Origin of the sequence: Micromonospora cynarisoli (assembly GCF_030518815.1) — a bacterium.
GTDB lineage: Bacteria > Actinomycetota > Actinomycetes > Mycobacteriales > Micromonosporaceae > Micromonospora > Micromonospora wenchangensis.
Genome location: NZ_CP130426.1, coordinates 3812660 through 3833849, shown reverse-complemented (window position 1 = coordinate 3833849; position 21190 = coordinate 3812660). Strand labels below are relative to the sequence as shown.

Below are 21190 nucleotides of genomic sequence, written 5' to 3'. Positions count from 1 at the left end.
ACCAAGCATGCCCACGCCCACCAAGGGCCCCCGCCTCGGCGGCAGCCCCGCGCACGAGCGGCTGATGCTGGCCAACCTGGCCACCGCGCTGTTCCAGCACGGCAAGATCCAGACCACCGAGACGAAGGCCCGGCGGCTGCGTCCGCTGGCCGAGCAGCTCATCACCAAGGCCAAGCGTGGCGACCTCGCCTCGCGGCGGCGGGTGCTGGGCGTCGTCAAGGACAAGGACGTCGTCTACTCCCTGTTCGACCAGATCGCGCCCCGGTACGCCAACCGCAACGGTGGCTACACCCGGATCGTGAAGACCGGCCCGCGCAAGGGTGACGCCGCTCCGATGGCGATCATCGAGCTGGTGGAGGAGCTTCAGGTCGCCGAGCCGAAGGCGAACAAGAAGACCGCCACCCGCAAGGCCGCCCAGCAGGACAAGGTCGAGGCGCTCGCCCCGGCCGAGGAGACCCCGGCGGCCCAGGCCGACCAGGACTCCGAGGCGCCGGTCTCGGCGTCCGGTGACACCGCCGCCGCCCGCGAGGACAGCGACGAGGCCACCGAGGCCACCGAGAACAAGGCCTGAGCAACGGCAGCACCGTCGGGCCCGGCATCCCTTCCTGGGGTGCCGGGCCCGACGTCGTGAACGGGAGGTACGAGGTGGACGAGCGGACCCGGCTGCGGCTGGACGTCGCGTACGACGGGACCGACTTCTCCGGCTGGGCTGCCCAGCCGACCCGGCGCACGGTGGCCGGGGTGCTGGTCGCGACGCTGGACCTGGTGCTCGGGGCGGGCACCGTGACCGGCCTGACCGTGGCCGGGCGGACCGACGCCGGGGTGCACGCCACCGGGCAGGTCTGCCACCTCGACCTGCCCGCCGCCGTCTGGGCGGAGCACCGGGAGCGGCTGCTGCGCCGGTTGGCCCGGCTGCTCCCCGGTGACGTCCGGGTCCGGGCGATGACGGAGGTTCCCGCCGACTTCGACGCCCGTTTCTCGGCGACCTTCCGCCGCTACGAGTACCGGGTGACCGACGCCCCGTGGGGTGCCGAACCGCTGCGGCGGCGCGACACCCTCGCCTGGCCCCGGGCGTTGGACCCGGCCGCCCTGAACGTCGCGGCGGCCGGCCTGGTGGGGGAGCACGACTTCGCCGCGTACTGCCGGCGCAAGGAGAACGCCACGACGGTACGCGAGGTGACCCGGCTGGACTGGCGGCGGGACCCGGACGGCATCCTGGTCGCCACCGTGCAGGCCGACGCGTTCTGCCAGGCGATGGTGCGCAGCCTGGTCGGGGCGATGCTGACCGCCGGGGACGGTCGACGCCCGGTCGACTGGCCGGCCGGGCTGCTCGTCCGGCGGGAACGGTCCAGCGAGGTGACGGTCGCGCCGGCGCACGGGTTGACCCTGGTGGCCGTCGGCTATCCGGCCGACCCGGCCGACTACGCCGACCGCGCCGACCGGACCCGCCGGTTGCGGCTGCCCGTGGAGTCCTAGCCGGTCAGCCGCTGCGCCCGGCGGGCGGCGGCGCTGCGCTGGCGGGCCGACTCGTAGAGCACGACGGTCGCGGCGGCAGCCGCGTTCAGGGAGCTGGCGGCCCCGGACATCGGGACCCGGACGAGCTGGTCGCAGGCGGCACGCCAGCCGACGCTGAGACCGGTGGTCTCGTTGCCGATCAGGGCCAGCGTGGGTTGCGTGAAATCGCACTCGGCGACCGTGAGTACGGCGTGTTCGTCGGCACCCGCGATGCCGATGCGGACACCGCCGGCGCGCACGTCGGCGACCCAGGACAGCACCGCCTGGTGTGCGGGCACCCGGACCACGGGCAGCGCGAACAGCGAGCCGGTGCTCGCCCGCACCGCCTTCGGGTCGTACACGTCGGCGGCATGGCCGGTGACGATGACGCCGGACGCGCCGAAGGCGTCTGCGGACCGGATGAGTGTCCCGATGTTGCCGGGGCTGGTGGGCCTGTCGAACACGACGGCGAGCATGGTCGGCCCGGTCGGGATGCGGCACAGGTCGTCCTCCGGCAGGGCGACCACGGCCAGCAACTCCGGAACCGTGTCGGCCTTGCCGCCCAGCTCGTGCATCAGGTCGGGGGAGACGGCGTACCGCTCGGCCGGGACGGTGTCCAGGGCTCTGCGGGCCCAGCCGGAGAGCTGGGCGTCGGCGTCGTAGAGCAGCTCCCGGACCTGCCAGCCGTGTTCGATGGCCATGGTGATCGGGCGTACGCCCTGCACGAGGAACTCGCCGCGACGCTGCCGCTTGGCGCGGTTGCGGAGCAGCGCCTCCCACTGCTGGAATCGCGCGTTGCGGCCACTCACCCGCCCCCTCACCGGTGTTCCCGCCTCCCCCGTAGAGCAGGGTCGGGCGTGTCGTGCCCCAGTCCCCGGCGGATCGCGATCTCCACGGGCGAGTACGCACCGTCGGGCCGTTCCAGCTCGTACGGTGCCGCAGGCATCAGCGGCGGCTGGGCCATGAACCGCGGCCGGGTGCCGTGGTGCGGCTGCGCCGCGTGCACCAGGAACGGATGGCAGAGGAAGACGTCACCAGGGGACCCGGTGGCCAGGGCGACCGGCCGGTGGTCCGACGCCGCCACCAGCTCGGGCGCGAGGTCGAGCCCGCTCGCCCCGTCCTCCCCGTACCTGTCCAGCACCTTCGGCACGTCGAGGTGGGAGCCGACCCTGATCCGGGTCGGCGCGTCCTCGTCACCGACCTCGCTGAACAGGAACAGCATCAGCAGTGCCCGACCCCGGGAGCGGACGTTCGTGAAGTACCAGCTCGCGCCCTCCGGCAGATAGCTGCCCTCGATGTGCCAGCCCGCGTCGTCCGGCTCGTCCCGGTGTGGGAAGCGCAACGGGAAGGTACCCAGTGAGTAGCGCGGCTCCCAGCGTCCCGCGCCGACGAGCAGGTCGTACGCGTGATGGAGGAACGGGGAGTTGGGCGCGGCGGCGAACGGCCCCTGCGCCATGCCGGGCACCCAGTGCACGGGCTGCGTCCAGGTGGCCGGGTCGTCCGGGTCGCAGCCGGTCTCCCGCCACAGCAGCCGGGCGCAGTCGGCGGCCACGCGCGGCGCGACGGCGCCCGCCACCTTCACGAAGCCGTCGTGAAGGAACCGGGATACCAGTGTCGTGTCGTCCATGCGCCCATCGTGTGGTGGCGCCGGGCCCGGTCGCCCGACACTTTCCGCTCCGCTTCTGTCGGGTGTGCCGCATCGACACCGGCCACGATACGAAGGGCCGGGTCGCCCGGCAGCACGGCTCAGGTTCCGCCCCACCGCCGAAGGGAACGAACGCATGGAGACCCGCCTCGTCGGCCGTCCCGCATTCCGGCTCGTGGGGCACGCCACCCGGGTTCCCCTGATCCACCGATGCGTCAACCCGTACATCCAGCGGCACGTCGCGGCGTTGCCGGCGGAGGAGCACCTGCGTCTGAAGGCGCTCGGCGACGCCGAGCCGGGTGGCCTGCTCGCGGTCTGCGACGACCTCGACGCGGACTACGACGAGGGCAGCGAGCTGACGTACCTGCACGGGGTCGCCGTGTCCCGGAGCACGCCGGTCCCGGCCGACCTGGACGTCATCGAGGTCCCGGCGGGCCGTTGGGTGGTCATCCGGGTGGTGGGGCCGCATCCGCAGATGCTGCAGCGGACCTGGGCCACTGCCGCAACGGGGTGGTTTCCCTTCAACCCGTGGCGTCTGCGGCCGGGCCCGGAGATCGTCGCGGTGCCCGCTGCGGCGGGCGACCTCGGCGGTACGGTCCGCGAACTCTGGCTGCCCGTCGAGCCGGCGTAGCGACCGGTGCCGGCGCCGGTGCTGGGGGCCGTCGCAGCACGACGCAGGGCCCGGCCGCTCCGGCCGGGCCCTGCGTCGACGGCGGTCAGTCGCCTGGCAGTTCGTCGGTGTCCGGGTCGTCGCCGCGCGGGGAGGCGGTGGGCGTCCTGCTCGTCCCGGCGGACGGGGTGGCCCCGGTGCCGGTGGGCTTCGCGGTGGGCTGGTCCACGCTGACGCCGGCCGCGCGACGGGCCAGCACCCCCTTGTCGAGGTGCAGCTCGATCAGGTCGTAGATGATCTCGCGGACGGCGCGGTCACCGGCCGGGACGGCACCGGCGTCGTCCCGGGTGACCAGGCAGTAGGCGACGTAGTGGCCGCGTACCTGCCAGGCGACGCGGGCGGCGGCGGTGGCGACCGACTCGGTGTCGTCCCCGGCAGGCATGCCCCGGAACCGGCCGCGCCGGTCGTCGAGCAGCGGCCTGATCCGGTCCCGGACGCGTTGCGCGGTGGCCAGGTCGGTCAGGTTGAACAGGCCGGCGGTGAGCAGGTGGTCGCCGTCGGGGGAACGCAGGGTGGCCCGGACCACCTGGCTGCACCCGAGGGTGACCAGCAGGTCGGCGATCTCACCGGTGGCGGCCACGGCGCAGTTCGCGCCGGCCTGGGTCTTGAGCACCTGGTACTCGTGCCGGTCGCCGCCGACGACCAGGGTCTTGTCGGGGAAGACCTCCTTGGCGGTCAACGGCTGCCGGTCGACGTCCCGGGAGTCCAGCGGGCCGGCGGCGGCCTGTTCGGTCGGGGCGGCGCTCGCCGACGCCGTCGGCGCGGCCCCGTTCTGCGCCGGGTCGTCGGTGGCGGTGCGGTCGATGAGCAGCAGGGCCCCACCGATGCCGCCGAGGCCGAGCAGCATCAGCACCGCCGCCCCGCCGACGGCGATCTGCCAGAGCCGGCCGCCGCGAGCGTCACCGGAGCGGCGGGACCGGGACCGCTGTGGCGTGGGCGTCGGGGCGGGCATCTGGACGGCGGAGCGGATCGGGACGGGACCGGTCTCCGGCGGCACCGGCCGGGCGGTCCGGGGCAGGGAGGGGACCGGGAAGCGGGACGGGGAGGGCCCGGCCGGCGCGGCCGGTCCGGGTTGCACCAGCGGCAGGTCCGCCCCGGGGCGCGGGTTCTCCTCAAACGCGTCCTCAGCGGACTCGTACCGATATACCATGTCGCCCAGAGTAGGGTTCATTGCCCCTTTAGAGGATAAAATCCGGAAATTCCGCGCGTGGCGCGTCGGATGCCCCGGACCGTCCACCCCGGTGCACCGACCGCCGACGACGGGACCGGTACGGGCCGGTGGAAGAATGCCCCGGTGACCGGCGACCACTACTTCACCCCGGAGCCCAGCGCCCCGGCCCACCCCCGCGAGGTCGAGTTCCACGTCGCCGGGCGCGACTACACGCTCGCCTCCGCCAGCGGGGTCTTCTCCGCCGCCCGGCTCGACCCCGGCACCGCCGTACTGCTGCGCAAGGCCGAGCTGCCGACCGCCGGCACCGGCGGTCACCTGCTCGACATCGGCTCCGGGTTCGGGCCGATCAGCTGCGTGCTGGCCGACCTCGCGCCGACCGCCACCGTGTGGGCGGTCGACGTCAACGCGCGGGCCCGCGAGCTGACCGCCGCGAACGCCGCCCGGATCGACGCCGCCGACCGGGTGCACGCCGTCGCCCCGGACGAGGTGCCGGCCGAGGTCGCCTTCACCCAGGTCTGGTCCAACCCGCCGATCCACATCGGCAAACCCGAACTGCACGCCCTGCTGCGCCGCTGGCTGCCCCGGCTCGCCCCCGACGGCGTCGGCTGGCTGGTGGTGGCCCGGCACCTCGGCGGCGACTCGCTGCACCGCTGGCTGGTCGACGAGGGCTTCGCGGTGACCCGGCAGGCCAGCCAGAAGGGCTACCGGGTGCTGCGGGTCACCCGGTAATCGAGTGTCGCCCGGCCCCACGCCTCGGGCAGGATGCCGGCGTGGGATACGTGGACGTGGCAGCGGTCGGGCACCTCCTCCCGGACGGCCGGGAGCTCTTCGCCGACGTGTCGTTCCGGGTCGGCGAGGGCGCCAAGGTCGCCCTGGTCGGGCCGAACGGCGCCGGCAAGACGACGCTGCTGCGGATGGTCGCCGGTGACCTGCCGGTGCGCACCGGCGCAATCGCCCGCTCCGGTGGGCTCGGCGTGATGCGGCAGTTCATCGGCATGATCGGCGACGAGTCGACGCTTGCCGACCTGGCCCTGTCGCTGGCCCCACCGACGCTGCGCGCGGCCGGCCACCGGCTCGCCGACACCGAACGGGCCATGCGGGAGGCCGAGCTGCGCGGCAAGTACAGCACCGCTGCCGGCAAGGCCCAACTGGCGTACGCCGACGCGCTGGCCGCCTGGGGCGAGGCCGGCGGGTACGACGCCGAGGTGCTCTTCGACACCGTCACCACCACCGTGCTCGACCTGCCCTGGGACGCCTCCCGGGACCGGCCGGTACGCACCCTGTCGGGCGGGCAGCAGAAGCGCTTCGCCCTGGAGCTGCTGCTGCGCGGCCCCGACGAGGTGCTGCTGCTCGACGAGCCGGACAACTTCCTCGACGTGCCTGGCAAACGCTGGCTGGAGCAGCGGCTGCGCGAGTCGGCCAAGTCGGTGCTGTACGTCTCGCACGACCGGGAACTGCTCGCGCACACCGCCGACCGGGTGGTCGCCGTGGAAGGGGGCGGCGCCTGGGTGCACCCGGGAGGCTTCGCGAGCTGGCACGACGCCCGCACGGCCCGGCACGCCCGCCTCGACGAGCTGCGCCGCCGCTGGGACGAGGAGCACCAGAAGCTGCGTGAGCTGATGCTGATGTACAAGCAGAAGGCCGCGTACAACGACGGGCTCGCCTCCCGCTACCAGGCGGCGCAGACCCGGCTGCGCAAGTTCGAGGAGGCCGGGCCGCCGCCCGTACCGCCGAAGGACCAGGACATCCGGATGCGGCTGGCCGGCGGGCGGACCGGCAAGCGCGCGGTGATCTGCGAGCAGCTGGAGCTGGACGGCCTGACCTACCCCTTCGACCTGGAGCTGTGGTATGGCGACCGGGTGGCGGTGCTCGGGGCCAACGGCACCGGCAAGTCGCACTTCCTGCGTCTGCTGGCCCGGGGCGGCACCGACCCCGACCCGGCCAACGGCCCGGTGGACGGGGCCGCCGCGCTGGCCCCGGTGGCGCACGCCGGGGTGGTCCGGCTGGGTGCCCGGGTGCGGCCGGGGCACTTCTCGCAGACCCACGACCGGCCGGAGCTGACGGCGAAGACCCTGGTCGAGGTGCTGTGGCGCGGCGACGCGCACCGGGACGGCATGGACCGGCACGCGGCGATGGCGGCGCTGAGCCGCTACGAGCTGGCCGGCCAGGGCGACCAGCGGTTCGGCACCCTCTCCGGCGGCCAGCAGGCCCGGTTCCTGGTGCTGCTGCTGGAACTGTCCGGGGCCACCCTGCTGCTGCTCGACGAGCCGACCGACAACCTCGACCTGGCCTCGGCGGAGGCGTTGGAGGCGGGACTGGCCGCGTTCGCCGGGACGGTGGTGGCGGTCACCCACGACCGCTGGTTCACCCGCTCCTTCGACAGGTTCGTGCTGTTCCGGGGCGACGGCGACGTGGTGGAGACCCCGGAGCCGGTCTGGGACGTGGGCTGAGCCATCCGCGCGGCCGTGAGGTGCCGACCACGCCCCGTCACCGGGCGTGGTCGTCGCCGGTCGGGGCCGGTCCGGGCGGCATAGGGTGGATCTCGTGACTGAGATGACCTACCGCCGGCTGGGCGACTCCGGGCTCGTGGTGTCCGTGGTCGGCGTCGGCTGCAACAACTTCGGCCGCAAGCTCGACATCGACGGCACCCGGGCGGTGGTCGACGCCGCGCTCGACGCCGGGATCACCTTCTTCGACACCGCCGACATCTACGGCGAGCCGCCGGGCGGCTCGGAGGAACTGCTCGGGCAGGCCCTCAAGGGGCGGCGCGACGACGTGGTGCTGGCCACCAAGTTCGGCATGTCGATGGGTGGGCGCAACGGCCGAGACTTCGGGGTACGCGGGTCCCGGCGGTACGTGGTGCGGGCCGTCGAGGCGTCGCTGCGCCGGCTCGGCACCGACCACATCGACCTGTACCAGCTGCACGAGCCCGACCCGGACACCCCGGTCGACGAGACGCTCGCCGCGCTGGACGACCTGGTCCGCGCCGGCAAGGTGCGGTACCTGGGCAACTCCAACTTCTCCGGCTGGCAGATCGCCGACGCCGACTGGACGGCGAAGACCCGGGGGCTGACCCGGTTCGTCAGCGCGCAGAACCACTACAACCTGCTCCACCGGGACGCCGAGGTCGAGATCGTCCCGGCCTGCGAGCGGTTCGGCCTGGGGCTGCTGCCGTTCTTCCCGCTGGCCAACGGGCTGCTCACCGGCAAGTACCGGCGGGACAGCGCCCCGCCCGCCGGCAGCCGCCTCGCCGGTGGCGGCCGGTACGCCGAGCGGCTCGCCGCCGCCCGCTGGGACACCATCGAGGCGCTGGAGGCGTACGCGACGCAGCGGGGGCTGACGCTGCTCCAGGTGGCCATCGGCGGGCTGGCCGCCCGCCCGGCGGTGGCCTCGGTCATCGCCGGCGCGACCACCGCCGAGCAGGTCCGAGCGAACGCCGCCGCCGGCGGTTGGCAGCCCACCGACGACGACCTCGACGCGCTGGACGCCCTGCTCTGAGCACACCGGGCCGGACGCGGTCGGGCCCGGACACCGCCGTGGTGTCCGGGCCCGACCGGCGACGCGGCCGTCAGCCGCCGAGGCCGGCCGCTTCCCCGGGCCCGGGGTGGGTCCGGCGCCGCCACCACAGCAGCGTCGACCCGGCGACGACCACCACCGCGAGGCCACCTGCCAACCACCGCCACCAGCCGGCTCCGGTCTCCTGCGCCCCGGCCGCCGGGCGTTCGACGGCGACCGGCGACGGCGACTGGGCCACCCGGGCCTGCACCTGGGCGGTAGCCGTGCTCCGGTACGGCGCGGGGGCGCTGACCGTCACCCGCCAGTCGCCGGGGGACAGCAGCGGGCCGCTGCTGTAGAAGCCCTGCCCCTCCCCGGACGGCTCGATCTGCACCGGCCCGGCCGTCCGGCCACCCTCGCCCTCGGCGGTCAGGGTGAGCCGTACCGGCTGGTCCAGCCGGTGCCCGTCGGCGTACACGGCCATCACGGTGACCCCGCCGGCACCGTCACCGGCCACCGTCAGCTTGACCTTCCCGCCGTGCGCCGCCGCCGGACCCGCCGGCAGGGCCACCAGGGCCGCCACGACCAGCGCGGCGGCGAGGGCTCTGAAGGTACGCATCGACGTCTCCCTTCCGATGTGGAGGGGCCGCCCCCACCGCCGGTGTCGACGGTGGGAGCGGCCCCGTGGTGCTCCTTACAGCGAACCGCCCGCGGCGATCCGGGTGGGGTCGGCACCGAGCCGGCCGGCCCCGTCGACCGACCTGTTGTCGTTCGCCTTGACGCCGGCCTTGGTGGCCGCGCCGCCAAGCCGGACGATCATGGCGTCGGCGTCACGGACCAGCACGTCCCGCACGTCGGTGTCGGTCACCACCGCGGTGTCGGTGGCCAACGCCTTGAAGGCGGTCAACTGCTGCACCGCCCGCTTGTCGTTGCCCGCCGCCTCGGACTCCCGCACCGCGGCCAGCTTGTTGGACAGCTGACGGTGCGCCTTGGTGGTGAGTCGTCCGGTCGCCTTGAACCGGTCCAGCAGGTTCTGCATGTCCCGGAACGAGGTGGTGACGAAGAACCGGACCGTCGAGGTGGTGGAGTTACCCGCCTTGTCGGTCGCGGTCACCGTCAGCTCGTGCAGGCCGAGCGGCAGCTCGTACAGCGCCTGGAGGGTGCCGCTGGCGTACGCCCGACCGTCCAGCACGCCGGAGGTCGTCTTGATGCCGGAGGTCGGGTCGACCGCCTGCCACGAGATCCGGACGTCCTGGCTGTCACCGTAGAGCTGGCCGTCGGCGATGCCGGAGACCAGCAGCGTCGGCTTGGTGCCGTCGATCTTCACGACCGCCGACTTCAGCGCCTCGACGTTGCCGGCGGCGTCGGTGGCCCGGTACAGCAGCTCGTGCGTGCCGTCCCCGGTCACCTCGACCGGCGTGGTGTACGCCGTCCAGGCGCCACCGTCGAGCGACCACTCCAGCTTCTTCACCCCGGAACCGGCGTCGGTGGAGGTGATCACCACCGGGACGGTGCCGTCGTGCCAGCCGTCGGCGTTGGCCGGGGCGAACGACGCCGAGCTGACCGGCGCGGTGGCGTCGATCTTCACGGCGACCTTCTTCGTCGCCTCCACGTTGCCGGCCGCGTCGGTCGAGCGGAACCGCACCTCGTGGGTGCCGTCCCCGGTGACCTGCACCGGCTCGGTGTACGCCGTCCACGTGGTGGCGCCGTCGAGCTGGTACTCGGTGCTCGCCACCCCGCTACCGCCGGCCTCGTCGGCAGCCGCCAGCGTCACCGTGACCGGGCCGGTGTACCAGCCCTCGGCCGGGGTGCCGGAGACGGTGGCCGTGGTCACCGGGGCGGTCGTGTCGGCCGCCTTGGTGGAGAGCCGGAAGTAGTCGAACGAGGCCGTCTTCGAGGTGGCCGCGTTCGCGCCGAGGGTGAACAGACCGACCTTCGGGGTGGCCCCGACGGCGGTGTTCGTCAACGTCTCGAACGTCGTCCACTCCTGCCCGTCGGCCGAGTACGACGCGGTGAAGGTGTCACCGGCGCGGGCGAGCCGCAGGTACCACACCGCCGAGGTCAGGTTGGAGACCTGCGGCTGCGGGTTCTGCGTCACCCCGGCGACCTCGCCACGGAACTCGATCCGCCGCGACGGCGTCTGCCCGGCCTGGTTGTCCACGATGAAGTCGAACTTGACGTAGTTGTCGTCGTCGGCGTGGACGATCAGACCGGCCTGCTGGTACTGCTCGGCCAGCGCGCTGCCGTCGACCTTCGTCTCCAGGGTCCAGTCACCGCTCGGCGCGGTCTGGAGGATGAAGTTCGTCGGCCCGGTGTTGCTGGTGCCGTAGATGTCACCCTTCGGCACGTCGATCTTCAGTGCGCCGTCGGCCACCCGGTAGGCGGTCGGGTCCTCCCGGAGCACCGCGTTCCACCGGCACTTGTCCAGCGTGGTGCCGGTGAACTCGTCCGACGGGTCGACCGGGCCGGCCGGAGCGTCCGGCGAGACCACGAACGAGTCGAACAGCGCGTCCACCACCGGGGCGGTGGTGGCACCGTTGAGGGCGAACAGACCGATCCGCGGGTTGGTGATGCCGGCGAGCGCGGCGGACCGACCGACCGGGGTGAACGTCGTCCCGTCACCGGAGAACGCCGCGGTCAGGTTGGTGCCGTCGCTGATCAGCCGCAGCCAGACGGTGTCACCGGCCGGTGCGGCGGTGGCGTCCGCCCCCTCGTTGCGGGGCGAACCGGCGGTCTCCCGGATGAACTCCACCCGGCGGGAACCGCTGTAGAGCAGGTCGACCTTGGCGTAGTTGTCGTCGTCGCCGTAGATCAGCAGGCCGGCCTGCTGGTAGTTGGCGGTGACGGGCAGGGTGACCTTGGTGGTGGCCTGCCAGGCCCCGCTGGGTGCGGGCTGGAGCACCAGGTTGGTCGCGCCGTTGGTGGCGCCGTACAGGTCACCGGAGGCGGTGGGCAGCCGCAGCGACCCGCCGGAGACCGAGTAGAGCTGGTTCTCCCGGACCACCGTCCAGCGGTCCTTGTCGAGGGCGTTGCCGGTGAACTCGTCCGAACGCGCCCCGAGGCAGGAGTTGTTCGGCGCGTCCACCTTGACCGGGACGGTCGCGTAGGACTTCGCGCCCCGGCTGTCCGTCACCGTCAGGGTGGCGGTGAAGGTGCCCGGGGTGGTGTAGGTGTGGCTGGCGTTCAGGGTCGTCGCCGTCCCGCCGTCACCGAAGTCCCAGGCGTACGTCAGCGGGGTGTCACCCTCGGTGTCGGTGGCCGTGCCGGTGAAGGCGACGGTGACCGGCGCGGTGCCGGTCGCCGGGGTGGCGGTGGCCGTCACCTGCGGCGGCGCGTTGTCGGTCACGCCCCGACCGATGAAGTCCATCCAGTTGACGTTGAACAGCGAACCGGTGCCACCGGCCGGGTCCTTGGCGACGAAGTACAGCGCGCCCTCCGCACCGGCCGTCACCGGCGCGGTCACGTCGACGAACTGCTGCCAGCCGCCCGTGCCGGGCACGGTGGCCGTGGCCACGACCGGACCGTCGACGGCACCGGCGTGCACGTCGATCCGGCCGCCCTGGACCTCGGAGGCCACCCGGAACCGGATCTGCTCGACCCCGGTCAGGTTGGCCGGGACGAGCGACCACCAGTCGCCGTCCTCGATGAAGCCGATGTTCTGGCCGCCACCGGCGGTGTCGCTGGTGGTCTCCTTCTGCACGCCCGGGTCACCGCCGCCGGTGCTGCCCGGGGCCCGCCCGGTGGCCGTGTAGTACTCGGCCTGCTTGCGCTTGGGCTGAAGGATCTCGATCGCCCGGCCGGTCAGCGGGCCGGCGCCGCCGGTGCCGCCGTCGTCGGTGTAGGTGGCCTCGAAGACCGCGAAGACGTTGGCCTCCGCGCCGTGCCCGGACGCCAGCGAGGTCTGCACGGTGCCGGTGCAGCCGGTGTGCTGCTCCAGCGGGTGGGCGTGTTCGTCGTGGCCGAGCAGCACCTGCAGCTGCACCCGGTCACAGTCGACGGTGCCGTCCTCCGGGTCGGTCACCTTGATCGTGTACTTGACCTGGTCGCCCCAGTCGAAGAAACCGCCGCTGGGCGGGAACTCGATGGTCACCGTCGGGGCGGTGTTGCCGACCGTCACCGGCACGTTCGCCACGGCGGTACGGCCCTTGGGGTTGGTGACGGTGAGCTGGGCGGTGTAGTCGCCGGCCGCAGCGTAGGTGTGGGTGGGGTTCGCCTCGGTGGAGGTCTGCCCGTCACCGAACTTCCACGCGTAGGTCAGCGTGCCGCCGTCCGGGTCACGGGACCCGGCGCTGGAGAACGTCACGGTCAGCGGCGCGGCCCCGGAGGTGGGGTCGGCGCTGGCCTCGGCGATCGGTGCCCGGTCACCGGCGGTGTAGTCGATCCGGTAGATCCCGGAGTCGTCGTTGTTGCCGCCGAAGCCGGTGCCCCACTCGATCATGTAGAGCGCGCCGTCCGGACCGAACTCGAAGTCCATCGGGCGGATCATCGACATGCCGGTGAGCAACTGGTTGATGTCGATCAGCGTCTTGCCGTCCGCGCTGACCTGCATCGTGTACATCTTCGACTGGTTCCACTCGCCGAGCAGCGCCTTGCCGTCGTAGTACGCCGGCCACTTGCGGCTGGACGTGCTGTCGGCGTCGTACCGGTAGACCGGGCCGCCCATCGGCGCGCCGCCGCCACCGATCTCGGGGAAGCGCGGGTCGCCCGCGTAGCCGTAGTCCACGGTCGCCGGGATGGCCGGCGGCAGGTTGGTCAGGCCGGTGTTGTTGGGCGAGTCGTTGACCGGCGCGGCGCAGTCGAACTTCGCCCCGCTCGGCCCGGACGGGAAGGTGTAGTCGTTGTACGCCTTGTTGTTGCCCGTGCAGTACGGCCAGCCGTAGTTGCCGGCCGTGGCGACGATGTTCCACTCCACCAGGCCCTCGGGACCACGGTTCGGGTTCGCCGCCGAGGCGTCCGGCCCGTAGTCGGCGACGTAGAGGGTGTCGGTCTTCTGGTCGACGCCGATCCGGAACGGGTTACGGAAGCCCATGCCGAAGATCTCGGGACGGGTCTTCGCGGTGCCCGGGGCGAACAGGTTGCCCGCCGGGACGGTGTAGGTGCCGTCGTCCTCCGGGTGGATCCGGATCACCTTGCCGCGCAGGTCGTTGGTGTTGCCGGCGCTGCGCTGCGCGTCGTAGTCCTGCCGGCCGGCCCGCTCGTCGATCGGGGTGAAGGCGTTCGACTCGAACGGGTTGGTGTTGTCGCCGGTGGCGAGGTACAGGTTGCCCTTCGAGTCGAAGGTCATGCTGCCGCCGGCGTGGCAGCAGGTGTTGCGCTGGGTGTCGACCTGGAGCACGACCTTCTCGGTGGCCTTGTCGATGGTGTCACCGTTGACGGTGAACCGGGACAGGTAGTTGCGCGGGGCACCACCGGCCGGTGCGTAGTACAGGTAGATCCATTTGTTGGTGGTGAAGTCCGGGTCGAGACGCAGGCCGAGCAGGCCGTCCTCGTTGCCGGTGAACACGTCGAGCCGGGTCGCGGTGACCGTGTTGCCGGTGTCCGGCTTCACGATCTGCACCCGGCCGTCGCGCTCGGCGTAGAACACCCGGCCGTCGGGAGCGATGTCCAGCTCCATCGGGTTGTTGGTGTTGCTGTCGAGGGTGACCTTCTCGAAGTTCGAGGTCTTGGTGGCGCCGCAGTCGGCGTTCTCGACCCCGGCCGCGGTGCGGATGCCGCCGAGCAGGTGGCTGAGGAACTCCGGCTCGGTGTACGACGCCTGGGTGTGGCCGCCACCGGTGTACCAGGACCGACCGCCGTCGTAGTCCTGGCACCAGGCGGTGGGGTGGTCGGCACCCATCGCGCCGGCGCCGGGGCTGTAGGACTTCTCGTCCAGGCTGGCCAGCACGTGCACCTTGGAGCGCGGGTTGGTGCGGAAGTTGTACCACTCGTCGAACCGGGACCAGCGGTCCGGCAGGTCGGCGGTCGACGGGTGCGCGTGGTCCTCGACCTTGACGGTGGCCTGCTGGTTGGCCGGGTGGCCGGAGAAGTACGCGCCGACCAGGTTGCCGTACCAGGCCCAGTCGTACTCGGTGTCGGAGGCGGCGTGCACGCCGGCGTAGCCGCCGCCGGCCTTGATGTAGCGCTCGAACGCGGCCTGCTGGGTGCTGTCGAGGACGTCACCGGTGGTGGAGAGCCAGATCACCGCCTGGTACTTGGCCAGGTTGGTGTCGTTGAAGGCGGCCCCGTCCTCGGTGGTGTCGACGGTGAAGCCGTTCTCGGTGCCGAGCTTCTGGATCGCGGCGATGCCGGCCGGGATGGCGTCGTGCCGGAATCCGGCGGTCTTGGAGAAGACCAGGACCGAGAACGGTTCGGCGGCGGCTGCCGCCGCCGGTGCCGGTGCGGCCTGTGGCCGGGCCGCCGCGGCGGGAGCGGCCTGGGCGGCGGTGCCGCCGATCAGGCCGCTGGCGAGTAGGGAGAGGGCCAGTAGACCGGCACCCAGTGGGCCGCGACGTGCGCGGCGATGGCGGGATGGAGACACTCCATGCTCCTTTTGTCCGCGTTGGACAGTGGTGGGGGCATGGGGACGACTCGCCGCAGACCGTCCCCGGTCGGATCGGTGTGGGCCCGCCGAGGTCCGCACCGGTGGCGATCAGGTGCGGGCCACGCCGAGGCTCCGCACCGGAATAATGTCGATCGGTTGAACAAATTAGCGCCGCTGGATTGGTTTCCGGCAAGGCATGAGCATGTAACGATTCGGTATCGGCGACTCGCTTTTCCGGCTTATGCGGATACAAGCCCAAAATAGTAGCCATCGACGATACTGGATCAATCTGACACCCCTTGGCGGATCAGCGGATCTGTCGTACGGTCACAGGCACGTGACCCACGGGAGCCCGGTGCACCGGGCTGAGAGGGGGGCTGAGAGCCCCCGACCGTCGAACCTGATCCGGGTAATGCCGGCGCAGGGAGGAGAGTTGCCGTGCCGTACCTCGGCCGACTGCATATGATCACCGACACCCGCCCCGCGTGCGACCCGCTCGCCGTCCTGCGGGCCGCCCTCCCGGTGGCCCGCGACGAGTTGGTCGTCCAGGTCCGGGTGACCGACGACACCACCGACCGGCAGGCGTACGACCTGGCCCGACGGGTACGCGAGCAGTGTGCGCCGTACGGGGCGACCTGCCTGGTCAACGACCGGCTGCACGTCGCCCTCGCGGTGGACGCCCACGGCGGCCACGTCGGCGCGGACGACCTGCCCGTCGCGGCGGCCCGTCGGGTCCTCGGCCCCGACGCCGTGCTCGGCGCGACCGCCCGGGAACCGGTCGCCGCCGCACGGGCGGTCGCCGCCGGGGCCAGCTACCTGGGCGTCGGCCCCTGCCACCCGACCGCCACCAAGACCGGCCTGCCCGACCCGATCGGCCCCGCCGGGGTCCGCGCCGTCGTCGCGGCGGTCGACGTGCCGGTGATCGCCATCGGCGGGGTGACCGTCGCCACGGTGCCGGCGCTGCGGGTCGCCGGGGCGTACGGGGTGGCGGTGGTCGGGGCGCTGTCCACCGCCGCCGACCCGGGCCGGGCCACCGCCGAACTGATCGCGGCGCTGACGTGCTGACCCGGCCCGACGTCGCCATCGTGGGCGCGGGGCCGGTCGGGTTGGCGATCGCCTGGCGCTGCGCCGCCCGGGGCCTGCGGGTGGCCGTGCACGACCCGGCCCCCGGCTCCGGCGCGTCCCGGGTCGCCGCCGGGATGCTCGCCCCCGTCGCCGAGGCGTACTTCGGGGAACGGGAACTGACCGGGCTGCTCACTGAGTCCGCCGCCCGCTGGCCTGGCTTCGCCGCCGAGCTGACCGAAGCCACCGCAACGGAGTTCGGGTACCGCACCGACGGCACCCTCGTCGTCGGGCTGACCGGGGACGACCTGGCCGAGGCGCGTCGACTCTGGTCGTACCAGCAGGGGTTGGGGCTGCCGATCAGCGCGCTGCGGCCGTCGCAGCTGCGGGAGCACGAGCCGGCGCTGACCCCCCGGCTGCGCGGCGGCGCGGTCGCCCCCGGCGACCACCAGGTCGACCCGCGCCGACTGGTCGACGCGCTGCGGGTCGCCGCCGGCCGGGCCGGCGCGACCCTGCTGCCCGGCGCGGTGACCCGACTGGCCGAGCTGGACGCGCCTGTCGTCGTGGTCGCCGCCGGCTGCGGCGCCGCCGCGCTGACCGGGCTGCCGGTCCGCCCGGTCAAGGGCCAGGTGCTGCGGCTACGCGCGCCCGACCACCGCCCGCCCGGCTTCCGTCACGTCATCCGGGGGTACGCCGACGGCGAGTCGGTCTACCTGGTCCCCCGCGACGACGGCGAGGTGGTGCTCGGGGCGACCGTCGAGGAGCGCACCGACACCGAGGTGACCACCGGGGCGGTGCTGCGCCTGCTCCGCGCCGCCGTCGACCTCGTCCCCGAACTCGCCGAGTACGCGCTGACCGAGGCGAGCGCCGGACTGCGCCCCGGCACCCCGGACAACGCGCCGATCCTCGGCCCGCTGCCCGACCGGCCCGGCGTGCTCGCCGCCACCGGTCACCACCGGCACGGCATCGTGCTCACCCCGGTCACCGCCGACCTGATCACCGACCTGATCGTCACCGGTCAGCCGGACCCGCTGCTCACCCCCTTCACCGCCGACCGTTTCCACTGAGGAGGAAGACGTGCGACTTGTCGTCAACGGCGTCGGACGCGAGCTGGCCGGCGGCACGACCGTCGCGGACCTGGTCGCCACGGTCACCGGTCAACGGCGCGGCCTCGCCGTCGCGGTCAACGGCGAGGTGGTCCCCCGGGGCGGCTGGCCGGCGACCGTGCTGCGCGACGGCGACCGGGTCGAGGTGCTCAGCGCCGCCCAGGGCGGGTGACCCGGATGCCCCTCACCATCGCCGGACAGACCCTCACCTCGCGGCTCGTCCTCGGCACCGGCGGCGCGGCCAACCTGCACGTGTTGGAACAGGCGATCCGGGCCTCCGGCACCGGACTGGTCACGCTCGCCCTGCGCCGGGTCGACACCACCCCCGGCACCGCCGGTGGCCTGCTCGACCTGCTCGACCGGTGCGCGGTGCGGCTGCTGCCCAACACCGCCGGCTGCTACACGGCCGCCGAGGCGGTGAAGGTGGCCCGGCTGGCCCGGGAGGCGTTCGACACCGACTGGGTCAAGCTGGAGGTGATCGGCGACGAACGCACCCTGCTCCCGGACGGGGTGGAGCTGCTGCGGGCAGCCGAGGAACTCGTCGCCGACGGGTTCGTCGTGCTGCCGTACACCTCGGACGACCCGGTGCTGGCCCGCCGGCTGGCCGACGTCGGCTGCGCGGCGGTGATGCCGGCCGGTGCGCCGATCGGTTCCGGACTGGGGATCACCAACCCGCACCACATCCGGCTGATCCGGCAGAGCGTCGACGTGCCGGTGATCCTCGACGCGGGGATCGGCACCGCCTCCGACGCGGCGCTCGCCATGGAACTGGGCTGCGACGGGGTGCTGCTGGCCAGCGCCGTCACCCGGGCCGCCGACCCGACGGCGATGGCCACCGCCATGCGGTACGGCGTACGGGCCGGGCGGCTCGCGTACACCGCCGGGCGCATTCCCCGGCGCTTCCACGCCCTCGCCTCCACCCCCGACGACGGAAGACCCGACCTGTGACCCGCCCCGCCGTCCCGCGCGGGGTGGTGCTGCTGACCGACCGGCTGGTGGCACGCGGTGACCTCGTCGACGTCGTCGCGGGGGCGGCACGCGGTGGCGTGCGGTGGGTGGTGCTGCGGGAGAAGGACCTGCCCCGCGCCGGGCGGGCCGCGCTCGCCGTCGACCTGCGGGCCGTCCTGGCCGAGGTCGACGGCACCCTGATCGTCGCCGGCCCCGACCCGCTCGACGGGCACGCCGTACACCTGCCCGCCGCCGGGCCGTACCCGCCGCCCGCCGTCGGGTTGGTCGGCAGGTCCTGCCACGACGCGGCGGAACTGGCCCGACTCACCACCGAGGACTACGTGACGCTCTCGCCGGTCTGGCCCACCCGCAGCAAACCCGGCTACGGCCCACCCCTGTGCCCGGACGGGCTGCGCCGGCTGGTGCGGCTCAGCCCGGTCCCCGTGCTCGCGCTCGGCGGCATCGGGACGCCGGAGCAGGTGACGGCGTGTGTGGACGCGGGCGCGGCCGGGGTGGCGGTGCTCGGCGCGATCATGCGCGCCGCCGACCCGACCGAGGTCGCGGCGACCCTCACCGGCGTCTTCGCCCCCCGCCCGGCGGGCCGCCCCCCGATCAGCGACGCGTGGCCCGAGGAGGGGACGTGACACCGACGACCGTGCTCACCATCGCCGGTTCCGACTCCGGCGGCGGTGCCGGCATCCAGGCCGACCTGAAGGTCTTCGCCGCCCTCGGCGCGTACGGGACGAGTGTGTTGACCGCCGTCACCGCGCAGAACACCCGGGGGGTGGACGCCGTGCTGCCGCTGCCCCCGCGCACCGTCACCGAACAGCTCGACAGCGTGCTCGGCGACTTCGCGGTCCGGGCGGTGAAGACCGGCATGCTCGGCACCCCGGCGATCGCCGACGCCGTGGCCGAGGCGGCGGAGGCGGGCCGGCTGCCGCACCTCGTCGTCGACCCGGTGCTCGTCGCCACCAGCGGACACCGGCTCGGGGTGGTGGCGGCGGTCGAGCGGCTGCTGCCGTATGCCCGGGTGGCGACGCCGAACTGCGCGGAGGCCGCCGCCCTCACCGGTGGCCCGGTGACCACGGTCGGGGAGATGGCCGCGGCGGCGCAGGCCCTGACGGCCGGCGGCCCGGAGTTCGTGGTGGTCACCGGCGGCGACGTCGACGCGGCCGGCGAGTCGGTGGACGTGCTGGCCGGCGGCGGGACGACCACCCTGCTCCGCGCCCCCCGGGTGGACACCCGGCACAGCCACGGCACCGGCTGCTCGTTCTCGGCGGCGATCGCCGTCCGGCTGGCCGCCGGCGACCCGGTGCCGGTCGCGGTCGCCACCGCCAAGGAGTACGTCACCCGCGCGCTGACCGGCGCGCGGGACTGGGAACTGGGCGCGGGCCGCGGCCCGCTGGACCACTTCGGCTGGTCCCGATGACCAACAGGGAGGCTGTCATGCAGGCACGTCGCAAGGTCTACGTCGAGGGGTCCCGGCCGGACGTCCGGGTGCCGTTCGCCGAGGTGGAGCTGACCGGGGACAATCCACCGCTACGCCGCTACGACACCTCCGGCCCCGGCTCGGACCCGGAGGTGGGGCTGCCGCCGCTGCGCGGGCCGTGGATCGCCGAGCGGGGCGACGTCGCGCCGAGCCGGGGCGCGGGCACCCCGCTGGCCGGCGTCGACGCCAAGCGACCCACCCAGCTCCGGTACGCCCGCGCCGGGGTGGTCACCCCGGAGATGGAGTTCGTGGCGATCCGGGAGGGGCTGCCGCCGGAGCTGGTCCGCGACGAGATCGCCGCCGGTCGGGCGGTGCTGCCGCTCAACGTCAACCACCCCGAGTGCGAGCCGGCGATCATCGGCAGGGCGTTCCTGGTGAAGGTCAACGCCAACATCGGCACCTCGGCGGTGACCTCGTCGGTGGCCGAGGAGGTGGAGAAGCTGACCTGGGCCACCCGGTGGGGCGCGGACACCGTGATGGACCTGTCGACAGGCAAGCGCATCCACGAGACCCGGGAGGCGATCGTCCGCAACTCGCCGGTGCCGATCGGCACCGTGCCGATCTACCAGGCGCTGGAGAAGGTGGGCGGCGACCCGGTCAAGCTGAGCTGGGAGGTGTTCCGGGAGACCGTCATCGAGCAGGCCGAGCAGGGCGTGGACTACATGACGGTGCACGCGGGCGTGCTGCTGCCGTACGTGCCGCTGGCCGTCGACCGGGTCACCGGGATCGTCTCCCGGGGCGGTTCGATCATGGCCGCCTGGTGCCTGGCGCACCACGAGGAGAACTTCCTCTACACCAACTTCCGGGAACTGTGCGCGATCCTCGCCCGCTACGACGTGACGTTCTCCCTCGGTGACGGGCTGCGCCCCGGCTCGATCGCCGACGCCAACGACGAGGCCCAGTTCGCCGAGCTGCGCACCCTCGGCGAGTTGACGCAGGTCGCCTGGGAACACGACGTGCAGGTGATGATCGAGGGGCCCGGCCACGTGCCGATGCACAAGATCAAAGAGAACGTGGACCTCCAGCAGGAGTGGTGCCACGAAGCGCCGTTCTACACCCTCGGCCCGCTGACCACCGACATCGCCCCCGCGTACGACCACATCACCTCGGCGATCGGGGCCGCGATGATCGGCATGTACGGCACCGCGATGCTGTGTTACGTCACCCCGAAGGAACACCTCGGACTGCCCGACCGGGACGACGTGAAGGCGGGCGTGATCGCGTACAAGATCGCGGCGCACGCGGCCGACCTGGCCAAGGGGCACCCCGGCGCGCAGGCCTGGGACGACGCGCTGTCCAAGGCGCGGTTCGAGTTCCGCTGGGAAGACCAGTTCAACCTGTCGCTGGACCCGGAGACCGCGCGTTCCTACCACGACGCGACCCTCCCGGCGGAGCCGGCGAAGACCGCCCACTTCTGTTCCATGTGCGGCCCGAAGTTCTGCTCCATGAAGATCACCCAGGAATTGAAGGAGTACGCCGCCCAGGGCATGCAGACCAAGTCGGCTGAGTTCCGCTCCACCGGCAACCGCGTGTACCTCCCCCTCGCCTGAACCGGCCCGCCTCGGTGATCAAGAGGTACGCGTCAGGTTT

General features: G+C 73.2%; 18 protein-coding genes and 1 riboswitch. Of the genes, 13 read left to right on the top strand and 5 right to left on the bottom strand.

Annotated elements, in window-relative coordinates; all coding sequences use genetic code 11:
- Nucleotides 1-7: 7 nt before the first annotated feature.
- Together rplQ and truA are read left to right on the top strand one after the other, a co-directional pair.
- A complete protein-coding gene (gene rplQ / locus Q2K16_RS16240; RefSeq protein ID WP_302738391.1) occupies nt 8-571 on the top strand; it encodes a 50S ribosomal protein L17 in 564 nt (187 codons plus the stop codon).
- A 74-nt stretch (nt 572-645) separates the two neighbouring features.
- Complete coding sequence (gene truA / locus Q2K16_RS16235; protein WP_302738390.1) at nt 646-1476, top strand: tRNA pseudouridine(38-40) synthase TruA; 831 nt, start codon at nt 646-648, stop codon at nt 1474-1476.
- Here the strand turns inward: truA and Q2K16_RS16230 are convergent.
- Both Q2K16_RS16230 and Q2K16_RS16225 read right to left on the bottom strand, forming a co-directional pair.
- Entirely contained in the window at nt 1473-2303 is an 831-nt protein-coding gene (locus Q2K16_RS16230) for a TrmH family RNA methyltransferase (protein ID WP_302738389.1), read from the bottom strand. The two genes, truA and Q2K16_RS16230, sit on opposite strands and share 4 nt — an antisense overlap.
- Before the next feature lie 8 nt (nt 2304-2311).
- Nucleotides 2312-3121 carry a phytanoyl-CoA dioxygenase family protein gene (locus Q2K16_RS16225; RefSeq protein WP_302738388.1) on the bottom strand — a complete coding sequence of 270 codons (810 nt, stop codon included), beginning with the start codon at nt 3119-3121 and terminating at the stop codon, nt 2312-2314.
- 154 nt (nt 3122-3275) lie between these two features.
- Between Q2K16_RS16225 and Q2K16_RS16220 the strand changes: the two genes are divergently transcribed.
- Nucleotides 3276-3770: a GyrI-like domain-containing protein gene (locus Q2K16_RS16220; protein WP_302738387.1), complete on the top strand. Its 495-nt coding sequence runs from the start codon at nt 3276-3278 to the stop codon at nt 3768-3770.
- Between the two features lie 85 nt (nt 3771-3855).
- Here the strand turns inward: Q2K16_RS16220 and Q2K16_RS16215 are convergent, their stop codons facing one another.
- Complete coding sequence (locus Q2K16_RS16215; RefSeq protein WP_302738386.1) at nt 3856-4959, bottom strand: hypothetical protein; 1104 nt, start codon at nt 4957-4959, stop codon at nt 3856-3858.
- A 144-nt stretch (nt 4960-5103) separates the two neighbouring features.
- On the opposite strand from Q2K16_RS16215, the gene Q2K16_RS16210 reads away from it, so the two are divergent.
- The 3 genes from Q2K16_RS16210 (at nt 5104) to Q2K16_RS16200 (ending at nt 8478) form a co-directional block, all read left to right on the top strand.
- The gene (locus tag Q2K16_RS16210; protein ID WP_302738384.1) at nt 5104-5709 is read left to right on the top strand and encodes a class I SAM-dependent methyltransferase; all 606 of its coding nucleotides are present in this window, start codon (nt 5104-5106) and stop codon (nt 5707-5709) included.
- A gap of 41 nt (nt 5710-5750) precedes the next feature.
- A complete protein-coding gene (locus tag Q2K16_RS16205) occupies nt 5751-7430 on the top strand; it encodes an ABC-F family ATP-binding cassette domain-containing protein (RefSeq protein ID WP_302738382.1) in 1680 nt (559 codons plus the stop codon).
- 85 nt (nt 7431-7515) lie between these two features.
- Nucleotides 7516-8478 carry an aldo/keto reductase gene (locus tag Q2K16_RS16200; RefSeq protein ID WP_302738380.1) on the top strand — a complete coding sequence of 321 codons (963 nt, stop codon included), beginning with the start codon at nt 7516-7518 and terminating at the stop codon, nt 8476-8478.
- A 70-nt stretch (nt 8479-8548) separates the two neighbouring features.
- On the opposite strand, the gene Q2K16_RS16195 is transcribed toward Q2K16_RS16200, so the two are convergent.
- On the bottom strand, nt 8549-9094 hold the full coding sequence (locus tag Q2K16_RS16195) for a hypothetical protein (protein WP_302738379.1): 546 nt from the start codon (nt 9092-9094) through the stop codon (nt 8549-8551).
- A gap of 75 nt (nt 9095-9169) precedes the next feature.
- Nucleotides 9170-14992, bottom strand: a complete 5823-nt coding sequence (locus Q2K16_RS16190; protein WP_302738378.1) for a ThuA domain-containing protein — start codon at nt 14990-14992, stop codon at nt 9170-9172.
- A gap of 337 nt (nt 14993-15329) precedes the next feature.
- Nucleotides 15330-15439: riboswitch (TPP riboswitch) on the top strand.
- 18 nt (nt 15440-15457) lie between these two features.
- Here Q2K16_RS16190 and thiE point away from each other — a divergent pair.
- The 7 genes from thiE to thiC are packed head-to-tail and all read left to right on the top strand — an operon-like array spanning nt 15458 to nt 21150.
- Complete coding sequence (thiE, locus tag Q2K16_RS16185; protein ID WP_489671921.1) at nt 15458-16060, top strand: thiamine phosphate synthase; 603 nt, start codon at nt 15458-15460, stop codon at nt 16058-16060.
- Nucleotides 16054-17124 (top strand): glycine oxidase ThiO, encoded by a 1071-nt coding sequence (thiO, locus tag Q2K16_RS16180; RefSeq protein ID WP_302738376.1) that lies wholly within the window; start codon nt 16054-16056, stop codon nt 17122-17124. The genes thiE and thiO overlap by 7 nt, the downstream gene beginning before the upstream one ends.
- Nucleotides 17125-17134: 10 nt before the next feature.
- Nucleotides 17135-17335 carry a sulfur carrier protein ThiS gene (gene thiS, locus Q2K16_RS16175; RefSeq protein ID WP_302738375.1) on the top strand — a complete coding sequence of 67 codons (201 nt, stop codon included), beginning with the start codon at nt 17135-17137 and terminating at the stop codon, nt 17333-17335.
- Between the two features lie 5 nt (nt 17336-17340).
- Entirely contained in the window at nt 17341-18111 is a 771-nt protein-coding gene (locus Q2K16_RS16170; RefSeq protein ID WP_302738374.1) for a thiazole synthase, read from the top strand.
- A complete protein-coding gene (locus Q2K16_RS16165; RefSeq protein WP_302738372.1) occupies nt 18108-18755 on the top strand; it encodes a thiamine phosphate synthase in 648 nt (215 codons plus the stop codon). Before Q2K16_RS16170 ends, Q2K16_RS16165 begins: the two co-directional genes overlap by 4 nt.
- On the top strand, nt 18752-19540 hold the full coding sequence (gene thiD / locus Q2K16_RS16160; protein WP_302738370.1) for a bifunctional hydroxymethylpyrimidine kinase/phosphomethylpyrimidine kinase: 789 nt from the start codon (nt 18752-18754) through the stop codon (nt 19538-19540). Before Q2K16_RS16165 ends, thiD begins: the two co-directional genes overlap by 4 nt.
- A 17-nt stretch (nt 19541-19557) precedes the next feature.
- A complete protein-coding gene (gene thiC, locus Q2K16_RS16155) occupies nt 19558-21150 on the top strand; it encodes a phosphomethylpyrimidine synthase ThiC (protein WP_302738368.1) in 1593 nt (530 codons plus the stop codon).
- The last annotated feature ends 40 nt before the right edge of the window (nt 21151-21190 follow it).

Excerpts from the sequence above, each read along its gene's own strand:
- rplQ (WP_302738391.1), top strand. The coding sequence starts at position 8 with ATGCCCACGCCCACCAAGGGCCCCCGCCTCGGCGGCAGCCCCGCGCAC.
- Q2K16_RS16225 (WP_302738388.1), bottom strand. The coding sequence starts at position 3,121 with ATGGACGACACGACACTGGTATCCCGGTTCCTTCACGACGGCTTCGTG.
- Q2K16_RS16220 (WP_302738387.1), top strand. The coding sequence starts at position 3,276 with ATGGAGACCCGCCTCGTCGGCCGTCCCGCATTCCGGCTCGTGGGGCAC.
- Q2K16_RS16215 (WP_302738386.1), bottom strand. The coding sequence starts at position 4,959 with ATGGTATATCGGTACGAGTCCGCTGAGGACGCGTTTGAGGAGAACCCG.
- Q2K16_RS16195 (WP_302738379.1), bottom strand. The coding sequence starts at position 9,094 with ATGCGTACCTTCAGAGCCCTCGCCGCCGCGCTGGTCGTGGCGGCCCTG.
- thiE (WP_489671921.1), top strand. The coding sequence starts at position 15,458 with ATGATCACCGACACCCGCCCCGCGTGCGACCCGCTCGCCGTCCTGCGG.
- Q2K16_RS16170 (WP_302738374.1), top strand. The coding sequence starts at position 17,341 with ATGCCCCTCACCATCGCCGGACAGACCCTCACCTCGCGGCTCGTCCTC.
- thiC (WP_302738368.1), top strand. The coding sequence starts at position 19,558 with ATGCAGGCACGTCGCAAGGTCTACGTCGAGGGGTCCCGGCCGGACGTC.